At 35.6% G+C, this 25,549-nt stretch carries 25 protein-coding genes; 1 reads left to right on the top strand and 24 read right to left on the bottom strand.

All coding sequences use genetic code 11. From position 1 onward, the window contains the following. Positions 1 to 32: 32 nt before the first annotated feature. The 10 genes from BMZ74_RS02880 to BMZ74_RS02835 all read right to left on the bottom strand — a co-directional run bounded on the left by BMZ74_RS02880 (position 33) and on the right by BMZ74_RS02835 (position 12,293). Positions 33 to 2,069 (bottom strand): ATP-dependent helicase, encoded by a 2,037-nt coding sequence (locus BMZ74_RS02880; RefSeq protein WP_089859415.1) that lies wholly within the window; start codon positions 2,067 to 2,069, stop codon positions 33 to 35. Between the two features lie 189 nt (positions 2,070 to 2,258). Continuing rightward, positions 2,259 to 3,212: an ABC transporter substrate-binding protein gene (locus BMZ74_RS02875; protein WP_089859412.1), complete on the bottom strand. Its 954-nt coding sequence runs from the start codon at positions 3,210 to 3,212 to the stop codon at positions 2,259 to 2,261. Positions 3,213 to 3,248: 36 nt separating this feature from the next. Next, complete coding sequence (locus BMZ74_RS02870; RefSeq protein ID WP_089859409.1) at positions 3,249 to 3,965, bottom strand: ABC transporter ATP-binding protein; 717 nt, start codon at positions 3,963 to 3,965, stop codon at positions 3,249 to 3,251. Continuing rightward, the gene (locus BMZ74_RS02865) at positions 3,931 to 4,728 is read right to left on the bottom strand and encodes an ABC transporter permease (protein WP_089859405.1); all 798 of its coding nucleotides are present in this window, start codon (positions 4,726 to 4,728) and stop codon (positions 3,931 to 3,933) included. The genes BMZ74_RS02870 and BMZ74_RS02865 overlap by 35 nt, the downstream gene beginning before the upstream one ends. Before the next feature lie 347 nt (positions 4,729 to 5,075). After that, positions 5,076 to 7,649, bottom strand: a complete 2,574-nt coding sequence (locus BMZ74_RS02860) for an aconitase family protein (RefSeq protein WP_089859402.1) — start codon at positions 7,647 to 7,649, stop codon at positions 5,076 to 5,078. A 111-nt stretch (positions 7,650 to 7,760) separates the two neighbouring features. Beyond that, complete coding sequence (locus BMZ74_RS02855) at positions 7,761 to 8,774, bottom strand: isocitrate/isopropylmalate dehydrogenase family protein (protein WP_089859399.1); 1,014 nt, start codon at positions 8,772 to 8,774, stop codon at positions 7,761 to 7,763. Between the two features lie 36 nt (positions 8,775 to 8,810). Next, the gene (locus BMZ74_RS02850) at positions 8,811 to 9,668 is read right to left on the bottom strand and encodes a PHP domain-containing protein (RefSeq protein WP_245750795.1); all 858 of its coding nucleotides are present in this window, start codon (positions 9,666 to 9,668) and stop codon (positions 8,811 to 8,813) included. 150 nt (positions 9,669 to 9,818) lie between these two features. Further along, on the bottom strand, positions 9,819 to 10,577 hold the full coding sequence (locus BMZ74_RS02845) for a YdcF family protein (protein ID WP_089859394.1): 759 nt from the start codon (positions 10,575 to 10,577) through the stop codon (positions 9,819 to 9,821). A gap of 61 nt (positions 10,578 to 10,638) precedes the next feature. After that, a complete protein-coding gene (locus BMZ74_RS02840; RefSeq protein WP_089859390.1) occupies positions 10,639 to 11,316 on the bottom strand; it encodes a DUF2064 domain-containing protein in 678 nt (225 codons plus the stop codon). Positions 11,317 to 11,381: 65 nt separating this feature from the next. Next, the gene (locus tag BMZ74_RS02835; protein ID WP_089859387.1) at positions 11,382 to 12,293 is read right to left on the bottom strand and encodes a nucleoside hydrolase; all 912 of its coding nucleotides are present in this window, start codon (positions 12,291 to 12,293) and stop codon (positions 11,382 to 11,384) included. A 199-nt stretch (positions 12,294 to 12,492) separates the two neighbouring features. On the opposite strand from BMZ74_RS02835, the gene BMZ74_RS02830 reads away from it, so the two are divergent. Then, the gene (locus tag BMZ74_RS02830) at positions 12,493 to 13,437 is read left to right on the top strand and encodes a sulfurtransferase (protein WP_089859383.1); all 945 of its coding nucleotides are present in this window, start codon (positions 12,493 to 12,495) and stop codon (positions 13,435 to 13,437) included. Between the two features lie 53 nt (positions 13,438 to 13,490). Here the strand turns inward: BMZ74_RS02830 and BMZ74_RS02825 are convergent, their stop codons facing one another. The 14 genes from BMZ74_RS02825 to BMZ74_RS14750 form a co-directional block, all read right to left on the bottom strand. After that, positions 13,491 to 14,393, bottom strand: coding sequence for a zinc dependent phospholipase C family protein (locus BMZ74_RS02825; protein ID WP_089859380.1), 903 nt, complete (start codon positions 14,391 to 14,393; stop codon positions 13,491 to 13,493). Position 14,394: 1 nt separating this feature from the next. Beyond that, entirely contained in the window at positions 14,395 to 15,657 is a 1,263-nt protein-coding gene (locus BMZ74_RS02820) for an MFS transporter (RefSeq protein WP_089859376.1), read from the bottom strand. 26 nt (positions 15,658 to 15,683) lie between these two features. Next, positions 15,684 to 16,121 carry a DUF188 domain-containing protein gene (locus BMZ74_RS02815; RefSeq protein ID WP_089859371.1) on the bottom strand — a complete coding sequence of 146 codons (438 nt, stop codon included), beginning with the start codon at positions 16,119 to 16,121 and terminating at the stop codon, positions 15,684 to 15,686. 4 nt (positions 16,122 to 16,125) lie between these two features. Then, positions 16,126 to 16,665 carry a cob(I)yrinic acid a,c-diamide adenosyltransferase gene (locus BMZ74_RS02810; RefSeq protein ID WP_089859368.1) on the bottom strand — a complete coding sequence of 180 codons (540 nt, stop codon included), beginning with the start codon at positions 16,663 to 16,665 and terminating at the stop codon, positions 16,126 to 16,128. Between the two features lie 136 nt (positions 16,666 to 16,801). Further along, positions 16,802 to 17,239, bottom strand: coding sequence for a hypothetical protein (locus tag BMZ74_RS02805; protein ID WP_089859365.1), 438 nt, complete (start codon positions 17,237 to 17,239; stop codon positions 16,802 to 16,804). 160 nt (positions 17,240 to 17,399) lie between these two features. Then, positions 17,400 to 18,044, bottom strand: coding sequence for an amino acid ABC transporter permease (locus tag BMZ74_RS02800; protein WP_089859362.1), 645 nt, complete (start codon positions 18,042 to 18,044; stop codon positions 17,400 to 17,402). Continuing rightward, on the bottom strand, positions 18,044 to 18,802 hold the full coding sequence (locus BMZ74_RS02795) for an amino acid ABC transporter ATP-binding protein (protein WP_089859359.1): 759 nt from the start codon (positions 18,800 to 18,802) through the stop codon (positions 18,044 to 18,046). Before BMZ74_RS02795 ends, BMZ74_RS02800 begins: the two co-directional genes overlap by 1 nt. After that, a complete protein-coding gene (locus BMZ74_RS02790; RefSeq protein ID WP_089859356.1) occupies positions 18,792 to 19,478 on the bottom strand; it encodes an amino acid ABC transporter permease in 687 nt (228 codons plus the stop codon). Before BMZ74_RS02790 ends, BMZ74_RS02795 begins: the two co-directional genes overlap by 11 nt. A gap of 172 nt (positions 19,479 to 19,650) precedes the next feature. Beyond that, positions 19,651 to 20,391 (bottom strand): basic amino acid ABC transporter substrate-binding protein, encoded by a 741-nt coding sequence (locus BMZ74_RS02785; RefSeq protein ID WP_089859353.1) that lies wholly within the window; start codon positions 20,389 to 20,391, stop codon positions 19,651 to 19,653. A 415-nt stretch (positions 20,392 to 20,806) separates the two neighbouring features. Next, positions 20,807 to 21,136, bottom strand: coding sequence for a hypothetical protein (locus BMZ74_RS02780; RefSeq protein ID WP_089859350.1), 330 nt, complete (start codon positions 21,134 to 21,136; stop codon positions 20,807 to 20,809). A 38-nt stretch (positions 21,137 to 21,174) separates the two neighbouring features. Beyond that, on the bottom strand, positions 21,175 to 21,747 hold the full coding sequence (locus tag BMZ74_RS02775; RefSeq protein ID WP_089859346.1) for a DUF8042 domain-containing protein: 573 nt from the start codon (positions 21,745 to 21,747) through the stop codon (positions 21,175 to 21,177). A gap of 73 nt (positions 21,748 to 21,820) precedes the next feature. Further along, positions 21,821 to 23,218, bottom strand: coding sequence for a flagellar filament capping protein FliD (gene fliD / locus BMZ74_RS02770; protein WP_089859341.1), 1,398 nt, complete (start codon positions 23,216 to 23,218; stop codon positions 21,821 to 21,823). Between the two features lie 14 nt (positions 23,219 to 23,232). Beyond that, positions 23,233 to 23,604 (bottom strand): flagellar protein FlaG, encoded by a 372-nt coding sequence (locus BMZ74_RS02765; RefSeq protein WP_089859337.1) that lies wholly within the window; start codon positions 23,602 to 23,604, stop codon positions 23,233 to 23,235. A gap of 92 nt (positions 23,605 to 23,696) precedes the next feature. Further along, positions 23,697 to 25,379, bottom strand: coding sequence for a flagellin N-terminal helical domain-containing protein (locus BMZ74_RS14750; RefSeq protein ID WP_089859334.1), 1,683 nt, complete (start codon positions 25,377 to 25,379; stop codon positions 23,697 to 23,699). Between the last annotated feature and the right edge of the window lie 170 nt (positions 25,380 to 25,549).

Below are 25,549 nucleotides of genomic sequence, written 5' to 3'. Positions count from 1 at the left end.
AGCAGCTGCTTAATAAAGATGCCTCTATTCTATTAAATTATTTGTACATTTTTTCTGAGTTGAATTCCTGAACCACCTTTTTTACTTTCTACACTTGTAAAGTCAAGCCTTTCTGCCGGCAGCTCACTTAAAAAGCGAGAAGGCAGAAGCTGTTTATATTGGCCATCATTATTCTGGACACGCCGATGAGCAAAAGAAATAAATAATATTTTTTCAGCTCTAGTCATAGCTACATAAAACAGACGCCTTTCCTCTTCAACTGCATAAGGATTACGGCCCGCAGCTTCTTCTTCCAGGCTTTTTAAATGAGGAAATACCTCTTCTTCAGCTGCAATAATAAACACTACCGGAAACTCTAATCCTTTAGCAGCATGAGCTGTCATTATCTTAACTTGATCTTCCTGATCACTATCAGCTAAATCTTTATCAGCAATCAATTTATTTAATAATAAATAATCATAAAGACCACGACCGGGATGATAGCGCTGGAAATTAGCTATATCTTCCAGAAACATATTTATGTACTTTTCTCTTTCAGCAGGATTATCAAGTTCTGCCAATACATTATCTGCAAAAGCTACTTCTTCATAAAGCTGAAGCGCTTTTTGATACATGCCCATTTTTTGTTCCCGCAGATCATAAATAGTATCAATAACTCGCCGCTGAAACTCAATAATATTAGCTGCCTTATTATTACCAATCCCTTTTACTACAGTTGGACTTTCAAAAACATCTGTAATCTCCATCTTATTTTCCCGGGCATATTTATTGATCTCACTTAATAAAATTTCTCCCACTCCATGAACTTCAATTCTGAATAGTCGTTTTAAAGCTAATTTATCATTAGGATTAACTAATAATTTAAGATAGTTAACAAAGTAGCGAATTTCCTGTCGATCAAAAAAACTAACGCCTCCCACTAGTTGATGTGGAATTCTAAATTTAGGCAGCTGATTTTGTAGCTGCATTGATTGGAAATGACTGCGACAGAGGACTGCGATATCACTGAATTTATAATTATAAAAGTCAACTAAATGATTAATTCGTTTACAAACATATTTAGCTTCAACTAGAGGACTATCAGCCCGGGCCAGAAAAATAGGAGCTCCATCGTCTGCTCTTGTCCAGGCAGCCTTAACTTTGTTCTGGGTATTATTATTAATCAGCTGATTAGAAGACTCAATAATATTATTTGAACTGCGATAATTACGTTCTAATTTGATAACTCTGGCAGCTGGATAATCATGTTCAAACTCCAGAATATTACCAATGTCTGCTCCTCTAAAACCATAAATACCCTGCCAGTCATCACCTACTACAAAAATATTGTTCTGTGGTTTGGCCAGCAGAGAAATTAATTTATATTGCGAGTGATTAACATCCTGATATTCATCGACCTGAATATAACAAAACTTTTGCTGGTATTTCTGCAGCAGCTGTTGATCAGTCTCAAATAATTCAATTGTCTTTTTAATCAGATCATTAAAATCAAAAGAATTATTATTAGCTAGAACTCGCTCATATTCGCGATAAATTCGAGCAGCAGTCTGATAAAAATGCTCTGAACCTTGCTTACCAGCTTTAGCATAATTCTTGGTTAAATTAGTTGGTTTAACCAATTCCATTTTAGCTTTAGAGATTATATTAAAAATTAAAGCAGGATCATATTCCGTTTCTTCTAGACCAAATTCAAAAATTATATCTTCAATAATTGCAACAGAATCAGTTGTGTCATAAATTAAACAACCTTCCATCCGATTAATTTTAGTTAAATTTTCCCTTAAAATCTTTAAACAAATACTATGAAAAGTTCCTAAATTCATTTCTGCTAAAATTTCATTCCCAACTAACTGAGCAATTTTAGCCTGCATGTCATCAGCAGCCCGATTAGTAAAAGTAACTGTTAAAATATTAGCCGGTTTAACACCCTGCTGAATTAAATTAGCTGTCCGATAGGTTAATGTTCTTGTTTTACCGCTACCAGCACCTGCAATAACCAATACTGGTCCTTTAAGAGTTTGAGCAGCCTCCTGCTGTTTAGGATTTAAATCATCTAATAAATACTTCATTTAAAACTCCTTTTCTAGCTTAATTAGCAAAAGTTAAAATAAAGATAGCTATCTGCGCGGCAGCATAAACTCACCTGACAGACAGCTAAATTAATCAATAACGATTTATAATTATATCTAAAATAAGACAAAAAAACAAGCTGCTTTTTATCACAGCAGCTCGTCTTTTTCGCTTATAAATTTTAAAATTTAAAATTCTGCCACTAAATCTCGGATAGAAATTGTCTGACTTAACATTCCATTTTTAAGCAAAAATTGTTGGGTTTGCTCTAAGTCCTGCAGATCAGAATCAGTAATCTGGGGATTAAAATCGTACCAGCTGTACATCTGCTTAACATCAGCCACAGAAATACCAGTTTCTGCAGCAGCCAATTGATAGGTTTGAGCAGGATTAGCTGCCATAAAGTCAAGACTTGCCTGGTGAACTTCTAAGTAACGTTTAACTAGATCAGGATGCTCCTGTAAAAATTTACCCCGAGCAGCAATAACAATAGTTGCAGCAAGTAGGTCTTGACCAGTTTCAATAATATGGGCTCCATGAGCCAGAGCCTGAGGGACTGCTGGGCCAGCAACCAGGGCAGCATCCGCACTATCAGCCAATAAAGCAGATACTCCCTGCCCAATTCCTAAATTAACAAATTCTACCTGTTCTAAATCTAAATCATTTTTTAACAGCGAAGCTAATAAAAGCTGATGTAAAATTGTACCCTTGGGGCCGACAACTTTTTTACCAGCTAAATCAGCAGTACTTTTAATCTCTGGATTTTTAGCCATAATAGTAAAAGCCTGGGGAGCGCGACTATAAATCCCTATTAATTTAATGTCAACACCATTAGCAGCTGCTAAGATGAGAGAAGTTCCTCCCAGAGCATTACAAAAATCTAGCGATCCAGCTGCAACTGCTTGAGTCATTTTTGATCCCTGAGTTATTTCAGGAAAGTTAACCTCTATACCATCTGGATTGAATTCTTTTTCAAATAACTGCTGCTTTTTTTCGATTATTGAAGGTACATTAAGCGGTAACTTAACATAAGAAATATTAATTTCTTCAATCTCTTTAGCTATTACCCCATTAACAGTTGTTAAGAGCAGCAGAATAATTAAGCTGCCTATAATTAAGTAATTAAATAATTTATTTTGCATATTTTTCTCTCCTTTTAACTTTAATTTTGTATATCCTTAGCTATTTATAGAAGTAATAATATTTTCTTTAAGAGTAAAAAGCTGACTGTTTTCTGCTGTAATTGGCACTTTAAATTCAGCTAAAATTTGCCCTTCATCAAGAACTATCACCTTTTCACCTAAAAAAATTGCTTCTTCTACATCATGAGTTACAAAAATAACTGTCTTCTGATTAGCAGCAAAAATAGTTTGCAATTCTTCCTGCAGTTTACGCCGATTAAAGGCATCTAATGCCCCCAATGGTTCATCCATTAAAATTAAATCAGTCTCATAGATCAGTGCCCTTCCTAGAGCAGCTCGCTGAGCCATCCCACCAGAAATTTGAGCTGGATAAGCAGCAGCAAATTCTGTCAATCCAAGCAGCTGCAGCTGCCTTTTAACCCTTTGGCTAAGCTCAACCTGCTCTAATTTACCCTGGAGAGGAAAAGCAATATTCTGCTCCACTGTCAACCAGGGTAACAATCTTGCTTCCTGAAAAACAAAGGCTGGACGCTGAACTGAACTGCCACTTAAATAATTAATTTCTCCTGTAGTTGCCTTTTCCAGACCAGCAATAATACGCAGCAAAGTAGTTTTTCCGCTACCACTCTTACCAACAACAGTAGTAAAACTGCCAGCCGGAATAGTTAATTTAATTTCATTTAAAGCTCTAAAAGCTGTTCCATCCAGCTGATATTCTTTAGTTAAATTGCTTATTTTTAAAACTGGCTGCATTTTGGTTATTACCCCTTTCCAGATAATGAGCTGTTAATTTGAAAAAAAGATAATCAATTAAACAACCAAACAACCCGATTGTAAAAACTCCCACTAAAATTATATCTGGACGCGAAAGCTGTTCAGCTTCAATAATCATATAACCTATTCCAGAAGAAGCAGCAATTAACTCAGCTCCGATTAGAGAACGCCAGCTATAACCAAGTCCTATCTGCATCCCGACAATTATTGCCGGGAGAGCTTGTGGTAAGACAATTTTAAAAAATCTTTCTCGCCTACTTAAGCCAAAAACATGGCCTACCTCAACTAATTTAGGATCACAATTATTAATCCCACTTAAAGTATTTAAAAAGACGGGAAAAAAAGTTGCTAATACAATGACCATTAATTTTGATTCTTCGCCAATACCCAACCAGAGAATTAAAAGTGGAATTAAAGCAATTGGAGGAATATGGCGAATAAATTCAAGCAGAGGTAAGATATAAGCAGATAATTTTGTATTTAGAGCAATAATCACAGCTAATAAAAAAGCTGTTAAGAAAGTAATCGCAAAACCCACAAAAACGCGATAAAAACTAACCACTAAATGACGCAATAAAATTCCCTTTTTTAACAAATAAAGCGCAGTTGTAAATACTTTAGCTGGTGGTGGCACTAAATAACTATTAAAAAGCTGTAACTTACTGCCTAAACACCAGATTATGAAAATTACAGCAGGCAGCAGTAATGCTTTTAATTTCCGCCCAACAGCTTGTTTAAACATAGCTTTACCTCCCCGGATTAAATTATCATAATAATAAAATACAATTAATTATCAGCTCTAAAATATTATTTCTAAATATCAAAAAGCCCTATCCTGGCCAGAATAGGGCTAATAATAGCTGTTAAAAAATTTTAATAGGCCCTTAAATCAGATCTTAAATAATCTCATTTTTCAGGATAGTTGTTCCAATCAACAAATTCAAATTATTATTTAGAATTTAACTTTGTTAATTATTTAACTAGAAGCTATTATATCATTATTTTTTTTATTTTACAACTGAGCTATTTGATATTATTCAGCTTTAAAAGATTTTTTAATCTAAATAAAACTGTTTAATTAATAATTTATCACTCTTTATATAAGGCAAAATATTCTTTTGAACTTGGAATATGACCCAATACAGCTGCACAGCCTGCTACCTGAGCACTGCCTAAAAAAGTGCGGGAATCTGAAGGTCCAATCCGGGACTGATAATTACGAGTAGTAGTTGTAAAAGCAGTTGCTCCATGGCCAATCCGCCGCTTATTACCCATACAAAGACCACATCCCGGCATAATAACAGTTGCACCAGCTTTAGTCAGCTTTTCCAGACTACCATCAACAATTAATTCCTGGTAAATATCTCGTGAAGCTGGTCCAACTACTACATTTACTGAAGCTGGAATCTGGTGACCGGCAATAATACGAGCTGCTGACTGAATACTCTGCAGATCTCCTCCTACACAACTGCCAATATAAACATCTGTTAATTTTTCACCAGCAATTTCAGTTAAGGTAGCTACATTATCAGGATGATGTGGTTTAGCTACTAGAGGTTCAGTTAATTCTGGCAGTGGAATAACAATTTCAGCTGCATATTCAGCTTCTGGATCAGCCTGGAAAAGTACTGGGTTAGCCAGGTAAGATTTGATAGCAGCAATTGTATTTTTCACTGCAGGAGAAATAGCTGCATCTGGTCTGCTTTGCAGATAATTAAGATTATCTTTAATCGCTGCTATTGTCTTTTTATCAGAAGGAATTACTCCAGCAGAAGCACTTCTTTCTGCTACAGCATTAGTTAGGATATAACGTTCATCTGGACTTAGAAATTCAAGACCTTCCATTTCGATAATTCTTCCATTATAAATATCCTTACCAACAGTTTTTTCAGCATAAACTACCAATGCTGAGACAAGATCACGCGCAGTAATACCAGCTGGCGGCTGACCAGTAAAAGTAACTTTAACTGACTCATCCATAGTTAAATCTTGTTTACCATATTTCATAACTCCAGCTACAATATCAGAAGCAGCCGGGAAAGAAATTCCCCGGGGAGTTCTGGTATGTGAATCTCCTCCTACAATAACATCAGTTGGTAAAACAAAACGATTACCAATAGTGTGAATAATGCCTTCCCCAGTTTGCAGGCAAACTCCTCCTCTGGCACTAACAAACTCAGCTAAAAATTGATGATTATCACGTTCTACACTGGAAGGACATTCTCCTGTATGACAGAGTGACTGAACTACAAATTCAGCTCCAAAATCTTCTCCTGCCATTGCCTGATATTCATCCATAGTCATTGGACCAGTTGTATCCTGTGAAAAAGCTCCCCTCATCTTAACCTGAGCTGTCTCACCCGGTAAAATTGTATCCTTACCATCAAGTCGATTATAAGCAACTATTTTTTGGGCTAAAGTTTGAGCTGGTTTTTCAGCCTCAAAACTAACATTTTCAGCTGCTGGTGTTTTAATAGCAGCACAGTCAAGTTCTGCCTGCTGACAATAATTAAGTGCCATTGTTTGGAGTTCATTCCCAGCATCAAAATAAGTCATACCACCAGCTGCAATTTTCTTTAACTTATAATCAATCGGTAATTTGAGTTTTATTTGCAGCTCATTATTAACCAGCAGCTCCTTTTTAGCTAAATTAACTATCAGACTATCTCCTTCCTGAATGGCTGTAGTATCAGCTTCTAGAGGAAGCATTCCGGAAGCAATCAGTGATTCTTTAAAAATAGGAGCAAAACTTCTGGCAATAACTACTCCTCCTGATTTTTTTTCTGGTTCACCAGCAACTGGCTTACCTAAAAGCTGCTGCATAGTATAAGTAGCTGACTTACGAGATGAACCTTCTCCGAGAGCTTTACCCGCAGTAAAAATGACTGTCTGTTTGGCTGTAGTTTTTGCTTTTAGTTCGGCTAATCTTTCTCTTAAATCTGCTTCATCATCCCGACCGTCCATAACAAATTGAGCATGTAAAGGCTGATCTGTTCTGCTATTAGCATTTTTGGAAGGACTCAAATGACCTGTAGTGATATTATCTCCTACCCGCAGTGATAAGCCCTGATAATCGTTGGATAGCTGCCAGCCAGCTGCAAACTCACGGTGAGCCCAACTTAACATAAGCTGATCAATTTTTTCTTTAAAATGTGGGTTTTCAGCTGCAAGATCTACCAGCTGCTGGAAATCTTGTTTAGTAATTAAAACAGTAGTCTTTAAAGTTTCAGCTATCTTTTGACTAAATATTTCTTTGGCAAACAAATCAATTAAACTACTGACTGCAGCTCCTCCCTGCATAGCAAACAAAAGCTCCAGAGCCTCTGTTGAGCTAAGATAAGGGTTTTCTTTCTGGCGCAGCTGAGCTGTTTTGATAATTTCAGCCAGACCTTCTGCTTTAGCATAAGAGGCCGGGAAAGTTCCTCGTTTAACTTCCTCTCTGAGCAGCCTAATCACCAATTCAGCCAGTGATGCTTCATTCTCTCCTGGCAGCAGACTCATTTTTTCTGTGTTAAGACAAGGTAATTTTAAAGCTGCAGTAAGTACTTTAACCTCAGCTGCATTAAGCGGACGAGGAGCAAGATTATAACTCGCTTTTCTATGCTCTGCTTTCCTCCTATAATCAGTTAGACAGCTTTTTAAATCAATTAATTTAATTTCCATTAGAATAAATTCTCCTCCTTAACTAACTAGAATTAACTAGTTTTAAATAAACTCTCCTACTCAATTCTAAATTATTAACAATTCTATTTACTTAACTATTTATAATCATGATTATAATTCTGCAATAATTGCTTTTGTAATTTGATCAGTACTAGCAGTACCACCAAGATCAGCAGTTAAAACTTCTCCTTTATTTAAAACCTTACTGGCTGCCTTTTCAATGCTGTCTGCTGCCGTTTTTTCGCCTAAATGCCTTAACATTAAAACAGCTGAAAACAGCAGTGCTACCGGGTTGGCTTTATTCTGGCCAGCAATGTCAGGGGCACTTCCATGGACAGCCTCAAAAACAGCTATTTCATCACCAAGATTCATCCCGGGAGCCAGACCTAGTCCTCCGATTAAACCTGCTCCTAAATCAGAAATAATATCTCCATATAAGTTAGGCATAACCAGCACATCATACTGGCCCGGATACTGAACCAGCTGCATACACATATTATCAACTATTCTCTCATCAAATTTAATTTCTGGATTACTTTGTTGATATTTAGCAGCAACCTGACGAGCTTCTTCCAAAAATAAGCCATCACTATATTTTAAAATATTAGCTTTATGTACAGCAGTCACTCTTGTACGTCCCTCACTAACTGCATAAGCAAAGGCTTTTTCAACAATTTGCCGGGAAGCCTTCCGGGTAATAATCTTAATACTTTCTGCTGCCTGGTCACCAACATAATGTTCAATACCAGCGTATAAACCTTCGGTATTTTCTCTAAAAACCACTAAGTCAATATCTTCTGCCCGGGCAAACTGATGAGCATGCACCTGCAGTGGTCTTACATTTGCATAAAGATTTAGTTCTTTACGAATTGCAACATTAACACTTCTAAAGCCACTCCCGACTGGAGTCGTTATTGGGCCTTTAAGTGCTACTTTATTTTTCCTAATTGATGCAAAAACTGATTCCGGAAGCGGAGTATCATACTTAGCCATCACTCCTGCTCCAGCTTCCACTTCTTCCCAGGCAATTTCAACACCTGCTGCTGCAATTATCCTGGCAACTGCAGCCGAAATTTCTGGTCCAATTCCATCCCCAGCAATCATTGTAACTTGATGTTTAGTCATCCTCTTTGCTCACTACTCCTTTAATGTTTTTTCATATTATAGCACAGAATTAGCGCTTTGTGCCAGCTCTCTATATTCTGCAGCAGTCATTCCTCTATCACCTGGTAAAATATCAGGGGAATTTTCACCGTGATAATCTGATCCACCTGTAATTAAAAGGTCTAATTCAGCTGCAATTTTCTTATATTTCGCAGTTACTTTACTACTGTGCTTAGTCTGATAAACTTCAATGCCAGCCAGACCAAGCTCCTGCAAACGGGCAATTTCTGCCCTATCTAGGGGCTGGCCATGGTTAATCAGCTGTGGATGCGCAATAACTGGTATTCCACCTGCTTTTAAAATAACTTTAATTGCTTCAGCCGGCAGTACATTCTTTTTTTCTACATAAGCCTCACTATTTGGTCCAATAAATTGATCGGTAAAAGCTGATTTAAGATCCGGTACATAACCTTTTTCAACCAGAGCTCTCGCCAGATGTGGCCGCCCCAGACTAACTCCAGTTGCAAATTTTTTAACATCAGCAAAACTAAGTGGATAACCCATTTCAGTTAATTTTGCTATCATTTTATGAGTTCTTTCTACTCGAGAATTAAGAATTGCTTCTGTCAACCCCAGCAGTGAATCGTTCTCCAGATCAATAAAATAACCTAAGATATGATATTCTGCTTCTCCACGATAAGTAGAAATTTCAATCCCGGGAACTACTTGTAAACCAGCTTTTCGGCCAGCAGCCTGGGTCTCCTTAACCGCTGTTACATTATCATGATCCGTTACTGCAATTATCTCTAAACCTAATTCCACACACTTATCTACTAATTCTTCTGGAGTTGAAGCACCATCAGAAGCAGTAGTATGCATATGTAGATCTATTTTTTTACGCGCTTTTGCTGCCATTATTATCATTCTCCTTTAAATAAATCCTAATTATAAGTTTAAATTAACTTACAATTATTAGTTTATCAAAAAGAACTTAAAATATCATTAAATTAACCACATTTTTCTGCTTACTAGTAAAACAAATCAAAAGATGGGGTTAGTTAAAAGTCAAATTCTCCCCTGGAGATAATACCAAATTATACCCAGCCATTCATGTAGTGCTATCAGATTAACATTAAGTGCTTTCTGATTAGGTAAATAATCAAGCCAGCCAAATTTATGATTATAAATAAAACCAGTTTGAACTGGAATAAAATTTAAATCAAGTGACCTAAAAACTGCAGCTGAACGCATCATATGATAGGCAGAAGTTAATAGATAAAATTGTCCTACTTGCTTTTTAGTTAACCATTGTTTTAAATAAAAAGCATTCTCAAAAGTAGTTCGCGCTTTTGTTTCAGCTATGTAATCCTTATTATCTAACCCTAAACTGGCCAAAAAATCTGCTGCTACTTCTGCTTCACTAATTTGAGATTGATCAAGAGCTATACCACCAGAATAAATTATTTTACTTTTTAACTGCTGCTGTAAAATAAAAGCCTTACTGAGACGCTGTCTGCTGTGCAGAGAAAGTTCTGCTCCTGAATTATTGTAATTAATTCCACTTCCTAAAACTACAAGCGGATAAGCTGAACTAACTGGTTTAGAAATAGCAGCTCCATAATTTTCTAATGGCAGTAAAAGAATCTTAACCCCCCAGGCAGTTGAAAGAAAAAAGAGAGTAAAAAATAACAAGAGGGCCAGCAGTTTAATTAATTTTGAGCCTGCTTGAGTCCAGAAAAGATAAATTAAAATAACCAGACTAATCAAAATAAATAAACCAGGTGGCAGCACAAAAGCAGCTATTAATTTTTCTAGTGCTAACATCAAGTCCATCCTTTCTCAAAGTATAAAATTAAAGCCCCGCCACATGACGGGGCAAAACTAATTAACATAAAATGTTTTGCATGAATTTTAATGTATTTGGTAATTTCTGAGCTAATTCGGCTGATTTTAATAAACGCCCTCGCAAATATAAAAATTCTTTAAAAGTATTAATCTCTGGCTGTTCAGGCAAGAAATGGCTCTTTAAGTTAAATTCAGCTGCAGTTTGTAAAACTTTTTTTAAAAAAGAAATAGAATTTCTTGCAGTCAGGGAAAGTAAAAAATCTTCTGGTTTATTTAAAGCCAGCAAATAACAATTAGCACAGCTGGTTGGTCCAATTACTAGATCACGTTCCTTTAAAGCAGCTGCTGTTTCTAACAAGACCTCGCTATCTAGAAAAGGATAATCTGCAGCAGCTAAAATTAAAGGATGCTGTATTTTCCTAAAAACCTGCTCAGCTAGCTGATAGTATAATTCTCCTCTCGTTTTATCAACAGCTGAAAGCAAAGTAAATCCATCCGCTTTAAAATCAGTAAATTTAGAATTGCTTTGCTGTGGTTCCAGATTCAAAAAAAGCTCTAACTGTTGATACTTCTGCTTAAGCAATTGCAAATTTAAAATACTATCTCTCTGTAAAGCCTGATAAAAAGCAAAACATTCCGAGTCTGTTAGATGACTTTTTAGCCCGGGCTTAATCACAGCTGACTCAGCTTTACTAATCAATATTAAAGCAGCCTGCAAATTAATCTCCTCCTGAATATTACCTATTAAATTATGATATTTTAATTCCAAAAACCAAATAAAACTTAATCATTTTTATATCCAGCTGGAATAATCTTAATATCATCCCAGGCAGTAAAAACAAGATCTTTAAATCTTTTTGTATCCAAAATTGTAGTTGGCAAATTAATTATACCAGCATCCTGCAGCATTCCAGCTGCTTTTTCTGTTTTTATCAAACCTTTTTTTAAATCAGCAGTTGTGGAGGTAATTTTACGCTTATTATAAGAAAATATTTCTGGAGAGAGCATATAAGCAGCTGGTACTACATCCCACATATAAAAACCGGATAAGCCAATTACCTCAGAATAATATTTATACCAATCGGAAATTTTATCTTTAATATAAGCTCTAATTGGTCTGGTATTAGAGCGATTAATTCTGCGCCATGATTTCTCACCAAACCGAGCTGCCAGACAAAGATTTCTGGTCATAAGAGCTACTGGAACTTCTGCCTGAAGTACTCGCTCTACTGCTGTTGGATCAGCTGATAAGTTAACTTCATCAACCTCATACTCCCCAAAACTAATTTCTTCTACCATACCACCTAAAACTATAATTTCTTTTAAATTATGAAAAAATTCCTGGTCAATCTGCCAGGCTGCATATAAATTTGAAAGGGGACCTGTTGCAATTAAAGTTAGTTCATTTTTATGAGCAGCAGCTTGTTCAGCTAGAAAATGAGCAGCTTCTGTATCATAATCGCCAGCTTGAGCAGCACCACGATAATGAGGGATTTTTTCTGTTAAAGAAAAATCAGCCAGCATCTTATTCATTATTTCTGAAGTTTGTTCAATTGTACTATTTCCAAAAACACTGGTTATCCCTTTCAAATCAACATCCTGCTTTCCTAATAAAAAAAGAAAAGCAAGCCCATCAGCAACATCTTTCTTCTCCAGTCCAATTGTATTGTCACAATCTAAAATTATCTTTCTCATTTTATCACCCTAGCAGTTAAATATATTTTTAATCTCTTAAAATTATTTTCAACAAAAAAAGAAAAATTCCTGCTTTTGAGGCTATTTAAGACGGAATTTTAAATAAAAATTAAAAAAATAAAACATAAATAGTGATTTAATCTTAATATACCTGTATAATAATTATAACTAGCCTAGTTTTGAAAGGAGAATCTTACTTATGCCCAAAATAAGACAAGCTTTATCATTAAATAATTATTTAATTTTAATTTTTTTGAGCTTCAGTCTAATTTTATTCAATAGCTTTTATCTATCAGATTCCGTACTGGCACAAGCTGAATCTCAAAATTATTTTATTACAGCTAAAAAAACAGCTGCACTACAAGAAAAAAATAAAAATTTAAAAATTATTGATCTGCGCAGCAGTTTGAGTTATTTATTTGGTCATCTGCCAAATGCTGTGCATATTCAGCCCGAAAACTTGCGCAATCCAGATGGCTGGGTAGCAGGACTAATGCCTGAAGCAGAGTTTTTTAGCAATCTGATGCAGGCAAAAGGCATAAATAATGATTCGCGAATCATTATTTATGCTGATCAAGAAAGCAGTGCCTTAGCAGCACGACTCTGGTGGTTATTTAATTTTTACGGGAAAAAACAGGTTCAGATTCTGAGTGGCGGTTATCAGAGTTGGCAGCAGGCAGGCTATGATAACAATAAACTTCCTCCCCAGATAGAAAAGGGGAATTTTACAGTCCAGTCAGTTAATAATAAATGGCTTATCAGTCTGGATACTATAGCAGAAAATCTAGACAATCAAGACTATTTGATCATTGATGCAAGGCCAGCAGCTGAATTTTCTGGTGAGATTGAGTCGGAAGCTGCCGTTAGAAAAGGACATCTTCCTGGATCTATTAATTTACAAATACCCTTCTCAATTAGTGAACTAATTGAGCGACGCTCAGAACTTAAATCATTTTTTCAACAGGCTAATCTTAGGTCTAGTGGCCAAAAAATTGTTATTTTAGCTGATCAAAGCTATAATTCTGCCTTAACTTTTCTGGCTCTAAGTTATGCTGGCTATAACAATCTTAAATTAGCTGATGCTGGCTGGACAGGCTGGAGTTTTCGTAGTGATTTACCTATTAGTACAGAAGAAAATAATTAAATTAAAGCTAAAAAGCTATTTTAAAAACAGTTTAAAATAGCTAGAATAAGCAGTTATTCTACAAACTGGCCCAGAAAATTCTGTTTACCATATTGACGTAAAAGATTGCTTAAAGATTCTGATCCTTGCAGATAAACAAGAGTAACGTTAACTAAGTGGACTGCCTTTAAAATAGCATTTTTATAAAGCTGGTTAAGTTCAGCAAACTGGCTGTCAGACCAGAGACTTTGCTGCTGTTTTTCGGCCAGCTGATAATTATATTGAGCTAAATTAAGTGGTAGCATATAATTAAATGTCTTTAATAAATAAATTTGAGCAGTAGAAGTTGTAGTAAAAAATTTATGATACTTTTTTAAGGCAAGATAACTTGCAGCAAGTAATTTCTCTAACCTGGATTGATCAGAAAATTTTACCAGCGCATCTGCTATTATAATTTTATAAAAATAAATTGCGGCCTGCTGATCTTTTCCCGTTAATTTATAATAGGGCAGCGGATTAAGTTCAGCTGCTTGCTGCTGCCAGTATTCTTTCATTAAATAAACATCAAGCATCGACTCAATTAATTTATGCTGCTTACCTTGTCCACCATTAGCCAGAATATAAGGATGACATTCTCGGTCAATTGTATAATGAACAATAAAACCTAACAGATAAATTAATTTTTTAGACTGGCTGCTGTCTAATTTATGAGCTCCTACAATATCAGCTTTTTTATAAGCAGTTAACAGTGCTGCAAAAAGTTTTTGACCAGCTAATTGATGAATATCCTCTGCTAGCTGCCAGCCTATTTTGTTGTGCTGCCAGGGCCAAAATTTATAATAAAAGAAAGGATCTGCTCCCTGACAAGCAAAATTAAAAAGCTGATAATTATTATTAATTAATTCCTGAATGAAATCTTCTTTTAATCTATTTTTTACTTCTTCACCCGCTATAATATGAGCCCAAAAATCTGGCATTTTAGTACTCCTCCCTCGCTTTTTCTACATTAACTCTGCTCAGCAAAATAATCCCCAGTACAAAGAAAATAGTTATAGAGAGAATTCCATAGCGACTATCTCCGGTTAACTGAGCTGTATAAGCAAAAACTGTTGGACCTAATAACGAAGCAAATTTACTTGAAACACCAAAAAATCCAAAAAATTCTGCTGACTTATCAGCTGGAATCATACTGCCATACAGGGAACGACTCAAAGCCTGAGCACCTCCCTGGACTAGGCCAACTACTGCTGCCAGCAGCCAGAAATCAAAAGCTGAATCAAGAAAATAGCCATACAGGGTAACGATTATATAAATTATTAAAGCTAAATATATACCTCTTTTGGCCGTTATCTTAGCTGCAATCTTTGCGAACAACAAGGCACAGGGAAAAGCTATAAACTGCGTCAGCAGCAGAGCACCAATTAAATCTGATTGTGCTATCCCAATTTCTCTTCCATAAATTGTTGCCATTCTGATAATAGTCCCAATTCCATCATTATAAAGCCAGAAAGCCAGGAGGAATTTCCATAATTCTTGATACTGATGCAGATTGGTCCAGGTAAATTGCAGTCTCTTTAAAGCAATTTGCCAGTACTTAACTACCGAAAGGTCACTTAAATCCTGTTCTGGTTCTGGTAAATATTTAAAAGCTGGTAATGAAAAAAGTAGCCACCAGATGGCAACAGTTAAAAAAGAAATTTGAGAAGCTCTAATTGAAGAAGAGATTTTGAATAAAGCTGGTTTTGAAATCAAAATTAAATTAACAGCTAATAAAAGACCTCCTCCCAAATAACCGGCTGCATAGCCAAGACTAGAAACATGATCAATCGAAACAGACTTACTAATTTCCGGTAAAAAACTATCGTAAAAAATATTACCACCAGCAAAACCGAGATTAGCCAAAATAAAAAAACAGGAAGCTATTAAATAATTTCCTGAACCAACAAAAAATAATAATGCAGTACCAGTAACTCCTAAAATAACAAAAGTCTTTAAAAACTTTTTTTTAGCACCTGAATAATCTGCTGCTGCTCCAAGGAGAGGCGAAAGAAGAGCAATAATTAGCATTGCGATCGTTTGAGTATATCCCCAATAAGAAGTAGCTAGATTACCGGGTAAATTAACTCCAGCTACATCACGATAAAAGATTGGTAATACTGTAGCTAAAATCACAGTAGCAAAAGCTGAGTTAGCCCAATCGTAAGCAGCCCAGGCATAAATAGTCTTTTTTTCTGCTTGCATCAGTATCCTCCTTAGCAAAACTTAGTTTAATCAATCTCCCGGATAATCTCCAGCAAAGACTGTTTAAACCTTAAATCATCTGCTGAAGTACGTTTATGATGACTGGTATGACGGCCAGTTTTTTTACGCTGCTGGCGCTGCAAATGACGTCTGGCCAATAGATTATCAATATTTCGATTATTAAATTCTCGTCCAGAAAAGCTAAGCACCCTTGCTTTTGCCCCCAGAGCAAGTGCTGCCAGTCCATAATCACCAGTAATTACTAAATCACCTGCTTTTAAATTATTATATAAAATCATGTCAACTGACTGAAAACCCTGATCAACTATAATTAACTTACCATAGCTTAGCTGATGCCGGTGATTAAGATCAGTATAAACAAGTAGTTCAAGACTAAATTCTGCGGCAACTTGGCTGGTAATTTCAAGTACAGGGCAACCATCTCCATCAACTAAAATTCGCATCTAATTACCCCTTTTTAAATTCTACATAATCCAGCTCAGCTTCCAGAAAACGCGCTAGAGTATAAATCAAATCTGAAAGACGGTTAATATATTTTAAAACTAACTCACTAATTTCCTCTTCTCGGGCCAGAGCGGTAATCCTTCTTTCTGCCCGCCGGCAAATTGTACGCGCCATGTGCAAAGCTCCACTTGCTTTAGAACTACCCGGAATTACAAACATTGACTTTTCTTTTTTATTCATCTGCTCCAGATAATGATCAATTTTTAACTCTAGTTCTTCAATTTCAGCAGCAGTAATTTGTTCAGGAAAATCCTGCCAGTCAGGTGTTGCCAGCAGACCAGCTACATTAAATAATTGACGCTGAACCTGCCTGATACTATTAACAATTTCTGGTTCAGTAATAAAGTTTTTAGCAAAGCCAAGTGCTGAGTTAAGTTCATCAACTGTACCATAGCTCTCAACTCTTAATGAGTCTTTAGCAACTCTTGTTTGATCATAAAGACTAGTCTGACCCTTATCTCCACTTTTAGTATAGATTTTCATTTTTATACTCCTTTCTCTTCTTACCGCTAAATTATAATTATTCTCGGCTCAAAATTAGTTAAAATATGATTATCTAAACTCCTCAAAAATGTAATAAAAGGCAGTTTCCAGACGGAAACTGCCCTGGCAAATCTATTTAACTTACAACTCTTTCTATTGCTTCACTAGTATCAATTACTATCCGATGACTGTGATGAATATATTTATCTTCCAGGTTTTTAATCTTTTTATTATTGCCCCGCAATTCAGCAAGGTCATGTTCCATCCGATCCATTTTAGCATTTTGAATATCTTTATTCGCTTCTAGAGCTCTCAAAATTCTGGTATTTTCTTCCACTTGAGCGCTGATTTTAGCAGTTTCTTCCTTAACTATCTTACGTGTCTCTTGTTGAACTATTTTACGCGTTTCTTGTTGAACTATTTTACGTGTCTCTTGTTGAACTATTTTACGTGTCTCTTGTTGAACTATCTTACGCGTTTCTTCCTTAACTATTTTACGCGTTTCTTGTTGAACTATTTTTTTAGTCTCGGTAACAATCATTTCTCGAATCGCAGCAAGAAATTCCTGATCCAAACTATTCACCACCTTGCTCTTAATCGTTTCCATAAATTAGCTTTAATAGTAGAAATAACTTACAATTATTTCCTATAGTTTAATTATAGCACTCAAGATTTTAAAATACAAGACTAAAAATAAGCCCTGAAAAAGAGACACCGGCTTTAAATTAAAAAATTTAAGGAATAGTTACTTTCTTTTCCAGCTGTCTAAATAAATAAACAAAAATAACAATTACCAGTAAATAAATAACTGCAATAACTAAATAAACATTAAAGAACTGATAGTTGCGGCTGGCTAATAATTTTCCTTCTGTCATTAACTCCCGGGCTCCAATTACATAAGCCAGCGAAGAATATTTTATCATATATATAAATTCATTAGTCCAGGCAGGAATAACCCTGCGTAAGGCCTGGGGTAAAATAATATGGATAATCCCCTGCCATCTAGTCATCCCAATGGAAAGTGCCGCTTTTAATTGATTGGCACTGATTGATTGAATAGATCCCCGTAAATATTCAGCCTGGTAAGCACCACTATTAATAATAAAACTTATAATAGCAGCCAAAATAGGATCTAATCTGATCCCATAACCTGGTAGACCATAATAGATTATAAAAAGCTGCACTAAAAGCGGAGTACCTCTAATAATAGCAATAAAAATAGTTACCAGACGCGAAGTGAATTTATTGCCATAAATTTTGCCTAAAGCAAGCAGGGTTCCCAGGACTGTGCCGGAAAAGCAGGAAATTATTGTTACAAAAATTGTTACTCCCAGGCCATGTAAAAATAATGGATAATATTGCGAAAAAATCTGTCCCATTAGGCGCCCCCCTCACCATAAAGATCAGTTAGCTGAAATAAAAATTCCCTGGTCCGCTGGTGAACCGGCTCAGTAAATAATTGCTCTGGATCACCCTGTTCAATAATATGGCCGCCTTCCATAAAAATTAATTCATCAGCCACACTGCGAGCAAATCCCATCTCATGAGTAACTACCAGCATAGTCATACCATCCTCGGCTAAATTACGCATAACTTTCAGAACTTCTCCAGTCAGCTCTGGGTCTAAAGAAGATGTTGGCTCATCAAATAAAATTAATTTAGGCTGCATAGCAAGTGCCCGGGCGATGCCAACCCGCTGTTTTTGTCCTCCAGAAAGCTGAGAAGGATATGAGTCTGAAAATTCTTTTAAACCAACTCTATCTAATTCATTTAAAGCAAGTTCAGCTGCCGCTTGTTTTGTCATTTTTTTTACTTTGGTCAGGCCAACCATAATATTTCCTAAAGCAGTTAAATGGTTAAACAGGCCAAAATCCTGAAAAACAAAACCTATCTGCTGGCGAACTTCATTGATTTTTTTAGTTGCAGTAATTTCAGTATCTTCTAAATAAATTTTGCCTTGATCTGGTGGAACTAAGCGAATAATATTATTTAAAATAGTACTTTTGCCTGTTCCGCTGGGGCCAACTATAACCTTAGTCTCTCCTTTATTAAGTGAAAAAGAAACTCCTTTCAGGACTTGATTGCTGCCAAAACTATGATGTAGATCTTCAATTTTTAATAAGTGTTTAGTAGGCATCTGAATGTCCTCCTTCAATTCCAATTCCAGGTATCTGATACTTCCGCTCAAAAAGTGAAAGTCCTCCATTAACCAATGTAGTCAGCACAAAGTAAATAAAAGCGACTGTCAGGTAAATAACCATTGGTTTATTTGAAGTTGCAATATAGTATTCACCCTGGCGCAATAATTCGACTACTCCAATTGTAAAAGCAAGTGAAGTATCTTTTAAAACAATTGCTGATTCGTTTGCCACTGGTGGAATAGCAATTCTGATTGCCTGAGGAGCAATTATGTAAAAAAATGCTTTAAAACGACTCATTCCCAGTGAAAGAGCTGCTTTAAGCTGAGACCCACCTACTGACTGAATAGCACCCCGATAAATTTGCGATTGATAAGCTGCACTACGCAGCCCAATCCCAATTACAGCGGCTCGAAAAACAGGGATTCTAAGTCCTAATCGCGGCAAACCATAATTTAACAGTAATAGCATCACCAAAAGTGGTATACTGCGGGCCAGCCTCTCATAAATTGCAATCACAAATTTAAGTGCTTTATTCCCATAAACCTGTCCAAAAGCAAGTGGTAAACCAATAACAATTCCAATCAATAAGCTCCAGAAAGTTAATTCTATAGTCACCACAGTACCTTCTAATAGATAAGGCAGAGCCTGTTGAATTAAATCTAAATTATCCATAGTCTGTCCTTTCTAATATCTGTTTAGATATATTTTATATAATTAAGTTAACTAAAAAGAATAAATTTTTTTATTCAAATGAACAAAAACTCCCCCTGATGCAGCCAGTACAAAATACTCTTTAGTCTAAGAGCAATTGATCTAGCTGGCCCGGGGAAGTTATTACTAATCTTTAGTCAAAATATTTTTCAATTAATTTATCAATTGTACCGTTTGCTTTTAACTCAGCCAGACCTTCATTAATTTGAGTGAGCAGTTCCTGATTTCCTTTTTGAACTGCAATCCCATATTCCTCACCAGTAATTATTTCTGCTACAACTTTAACTGGATTATTTTTGCTATAGGTTTCAGCAACTGGTTTATCAAGTACAGCTGCAGCTATGTTCTGGTTAGCCAGATCTCTAATTACAAAAACATAAGAATCATAATTTCTTAATTCACCTGTCATAACTTCTGGTTCAACTAAGTTATCTCTCACCCAGGTATCACCAGTAGTACCAGTCTGTACACCAATATCATGATTACCATATAAAACAGTTAAATTATTATCAGAATCCTGATGAACTAATACAGACTGATTAGCTGAATAATAGGGATCAGAAAAGTCAACTACTTTTTCTCGATCAGCAGTAATTGTCATTCCTGCAGCAACAATATCAAGACTGCCAGAAGCTAAACCAGGAATTAAAGAATCAAAACTAATATCTCTAACTTCAACTTCAAATCCTTTTAAAGCTGCAATCTCCTTCATTAAATCAATATCAAAACCAGTAATTTCACCGTTTTCTACATACTCAAAGGGAGGAAAACTGGCATTGGTTCCCACTACATAGCTCTGGGCCAGAACACCTGCTGTCACTCCAAAAACTGTCATTACCAAAAGAATTAAAATTAAACCTTGTTTAAATTTCATTAAATACTTCCTCCTTTAAATTTTTGTTTAATCTGCTGCTCACTCCTACCTAATCTCGATTAGAAACAATTAATCAGGCAGAAAATATCTTAACACATATTATACCATAATCCTTTAGCAAGCAAAAGTTTTATTTGAAATTTACTCAGCAAAAAAGAAAAAACCGTCCCGGGAAAGGACGGTTAAAACAAGGAGAAAAGTATCTAGTACTTTAATTTATGTTAAAAGCTGTTAATTAACAGCTTTTAAAGGGGATAAAAAGTTTATCTCTTAGCTTGATTCTATAATATCAGCAGATTATTAAATTACTTTTAAAAATTGATTAAAAGTAGATTAAAAAACAAAAACCATTACCAATTAAAACGGCAACGGCTTCATTAACTATTTAACTGCTTAAATCAACTAATTAAATATACTATGCTTTTAGATCAAGTCTGTCCTGACCAATAGTCTGATCTTTTTCTTTGGTCTCTGCATAAATAAGGCGGTCAGAACCAGCTGCATTGAGCTGTAAACTCAATTTCCCAATCCCAAAGCTCTCATTAACTTTTTGTTTTAAAGCTGCCTGTAATTCAGTTAAATTATATTCACCTGGATCTATTTTAACTGTTTTTTTATGCTCCTGGTAGTTAATTAAAAAGCTATTATTTTTACTGGTAATTTTAATTGGTTTATTAGATTTATTTTTTGCCAATTCTAGCTGTAAATAATTAGGTATTGGATTAATTTTCTCTAGATCAGACATCTTATCACCCCTATATAAATTAACTTATTAAAAATTTATTAAGCCAAATCTTGATTAAACTCAGCTAATTCTTCAAGTTTAGCAACAATTTCTGCCTCTAGCAAGTCAGCTAAATAATCATAATTGTCATTTTGAAGAGCAATCATAGCTCTATTTAAAGCCTGTTTAAAATTTTCTAACTTTTCTTTCCCAACTATAGATAGTTGATCATCCTCAAGTAAAGTTATTATTGCCTGAGTAATCTCTAAATACCACTCTAGCCCTGCCAGTGTCTGATTAAGCAGTTGAGCTGCTGCCTGATTTTGCTGCTGGCGAAAGAGATTAGCCGAATTAATTATTGCTTTTTTTAACTTAGGTAAATAGCTGGCAGCTTCACTGAGTGTTTCTCTGATTAAAACTGTAACTGCTTTAGTTATAAATTTAATTTCATCTAATCGTTCAAAATCAAGTTTATTTTCCTGAAAATAGTCATAGGAAACTTCTACACCATCTAGATAAACTTGATCAACTATTTCTCTCTCTAATTTTTCAGCTAATAAAGCAATTAAATCTGCTTTACTTTCTATTTTAGTTTTTCCTGCTATTAAATCTTCATTTAAATAAATTTTCATTTATCTATCCCTTCTGAATAAAAAGGAGAATGATAGTTTTTAGCTATCTTTCTCCTTTATTGGAGTTAATAAATTAACTAGCTGAACTCATGCCACTTGTATTATTAAGGCTGGCAAGCTGGCTCATCATCCAACTTTGTTGACTCTGCATATTTGAGATAGCCTCTTCCATATCTGCAAATTGAGCTGTATAACGCTCTCTAACCATTTCAACACGATCCTGAACCTCTGTGATATCATCATTGAGATCTTCAATCTGTTCATCATACATATCAATTCGACTTGGAATAACACCTGTATTTGTCTGCAATAATTTATCAATATAGCTATCCATCCGGGTAGCCATCCCATCATAACCTTCTTCATCAGCATCAGCAGTAAAGAGACTAGTAACTTCTTCTGGACTTTCAGCCAGCGCCTCTTTAAATTTATCACTATCCAGTGTCATTTCTCCCTGACGGTCAATCTCAATTCCAATTGACATCAAGTTATTATATTTACCGCCTTCTTTAATTGAGTTTGTAGCAAACTCACGCAGACGAGTTTGCAGCATGTTGGCTGTACTGTCACCTTGTAAAATACCAGCTTTTTTAGTATCTTTATCATAATCAGTTTTGGTGTCAAGAAAATCTGCAATACTATTATATTGATCCACAAAAGCCTGGACAGCTGTAACAGCTTTACCATCATCTCTAGCAACTGAAATATTTGCTGTACTATTAAGTTCAGCTGCTGGATTAACTGTAAATGTCATCCCTGAAACTGCCTCACTAAATTCATTACTGGAACTTGTAATGTTGTCAATACCGTTAATTGTTATTTCAGCGTCAGAAGCAGCCTGAAGCTCATTAACTACAGCTCCCCCACTGTCAATAATCCCCAGAGTTTCTAATACTCCATTACTGTCAGAAAAAGTCATTTCATTATCTAGACCAGTTTCCTCACTTTCCAGAACTAGATGATTATCAACAATTGAAGCCTGCACACCAGACTCACTATCATTAATTGTATTGACAACATCTTTTAAAGTATCAGTATTTTTTAATACAATATCTTCACCATTAATTTTAACAGTAGTTTCAGCTGGTAAAGAACTATCAAATGAACCAAGCTCTTGATCAGAATCAACCATATCAAAACCTGCTACTCTCTGAGCTAAAGCTACACTGTTAACTTCTACCTTATATTTAGCTGCTATAGCATCGCTATTTGCAGTTGCAGTTACTGCAGAATCATTACTGCTAGTTGCTGTACGTGAATTAAAAGTTGAAGGCAACTTCAAATCAGTTAACTTATTCTCAAGATTTTTCAATCTACTATTAACATCACGCCAGGCTCCCTTAACAGATTCTAACTCAGAAATTTGATCCTGATAACGTAAAATAGGCTGCTGCTCGAGTGCAACTAATTTGTCAATAATTGCATCATAATCATTGCCAGTTGCTAATCCACTTAAAGCCAAATCACTCATATTAAGCCTCCTTTCTAAACTTTTTCGTCTATCAGGATTCCTACCATCTCATGAATTCTAGCCTGTAAATCAAGCATCTCTTCCGGTGGTAGTTCTTTAATTACTTCATCTGTATTCAAATCAACTACCTTAACCATCATCTTTTCTGTATCTTCATGAATTTGAAAGGAAAGTCCTTCTTTAACTTTATCTACTATTTCGTTTATATCTTTAACTGATTCTCTGACTTCATCTTCAAGTTCTTGCTCGGAATATTCTTCTTTTTCTCGAAGAGATTCAGGCTTACGATTGCTATTATCATTTCTATTAACTCTAGTGCTTTGATTATTGCTATTATTATTATGAATCTGACGGTTGGAAAGAGATTCCACACTATCTACTCTCATAATAGCTTCCACCCTTTCTTTTTAAAAAAAGCCAGCCGGAAAACCGGCCGGCTTGATTGTTAGTCTATATCTATATTATTCTCTTCAAGAAATTAACCGAGTAACTGTAGTACTCCCTGTGGTAACTGGTTAGCTTGAGCCAACATTGCTGTACCAGCCTGACTTAAGATCTGTGACTTAGTAAAGCTCATCATTTCTTTAGCCATATCTACATCAGAGATTCTGGATTCAGCAGCTGTTAAATTTTCTTCTGCAGTGCTCAGATTGTTAATAGTATGATCTAATCTGTTTTGTACAGCACCAAGCTTAGATCTTTCTTTAGAAACATTAGAAATAGCATCATCTAAAGCATCTAAAGCTAATTCAGCACCACTTTGTGTGGAAACATCTATATTATTAACTCCTAAAGCTCCACTTCTCATATCATTAATACCAATACTCATACTTTGTCCTCTATTAGCACCAATCTGAAAGCTTAAAGCCCCATTATCAGAAGCTTCAGTCTGAGCTTCTGTTAATCCTAATGATTCTAAAGCAGTATCACCATCTTCTTTAATGAAGGAAACTGCCCCTGATTCACTTTTGATTTCAAATCTTCCATCTTTAGCATCAACTGTCACATTTTCTATATAACCTTCATCACCTTTGGATAATCCAGCATTATCATTATAATCGGAAATCCCGTTATTCATTTTAGTTTCAATATCAGATGCAATAGTATCTCCGCTATCACCAGCACTTATTGCAACAATGTCAGCAGCAGCATTTGAACCGTCTGTTGTCTGCAATTTCACTCCATTAATTTCAAATTTCAGACCTGTCGCAGCAACAGTTCCTACTGCTTCATTATCACCTGATTCACTTATATCTGTATTATCTGCTTCACCAACATAAGTATCTAATACTGATCCATCTGCAGAGAAAGATATCTCTGACTCTTCACCTTCAACTCCACTTTCAATAACCATAGCACCACCACTAGTACCTGTTGTATCATAAAGATTTACATGTTCTACATTGGCGCCAGCAGCATTAGTTGAATTATAGTCATCAATAGATGAATTTATGGCATCTTCAATAGCTTTAACTGCATCAGCTCTCTCAGAATCAGTCATATTAGTAGTACCATAATCTGAGTCAAGTAGATCCTGAGCAGAGTCATCCAGCTTTGCACTCCAATCTATATCAACATCATGTCCATCAATAGTTATTGTTTCTGATTCACCAGCATCAAAATCTAAAGCAGTACCAGTAACAGACCCAAAATCTTGCGTTGCAGTGAAACTTGCCTTAGTCTGATCTAACACTTTTGCACCAGTGGTAGTATTTTCACCTGATACACCCGCAGTACCAGCTAAATTACCATTCAATAATTTTTGAGTATTAAATTCTGTTGTATTACCGATTCTATCAAGTTCACTTTTTAATTGAGAAATTTCATCCTGAATATTTTCTCTATCAGCAGCAGTATTTGTACCGTTTGCTGACTGGTTTGCTAACTCTCTCATTCTCTGTAAGATTGAGTGAGATTCTTTAAGAGCACCCTCAGCAGTTTGAATCATTGAAATACCATCCTGAGCATTTCTCTGAGCCATTGCTAAACCTCTGGTCTGAGCATTCATCTTTTCACTAATAGCCAGTCCTGCAGCATCATCAGCAGCACCATTAATTCTTTTTCCTGAAGACAACCTTGATAAAGACTTACTTAGATTACTCTGTGTGTTTTTTAGCTGGTTGTATGAATTCAACGCAGCAACATTCGTGTTAATTCTCATTATTTATTCCTCCTTGAAATTTTGTGTTGTTTCTGGCATCCTTGCCAGTTAAATCTGATCTGTTTTGGTTATATGAGCACCTCCGCAGCAACACTTCGGCCGATAGTGTTGCCAGCAACGGTGTTTTAGTAACCATTACTAAATATATTCCATTTTTTGAAGAAATAACC

Origin of the sequence: Halanaerobium salsuginis, from assembly GCF_900114545.1 — a bacterium.
Taxonomy (GTDB): domain Bacteria; phylum Bacillota; class Halanaerobiia; order Halanaerobiales; family Halanaerobiaceae; genus Halanaerobium; species Halanaerobium salsuginis.
This window is presented reverse-complemented; position numbering and strand designations above follow the sequence as displayed.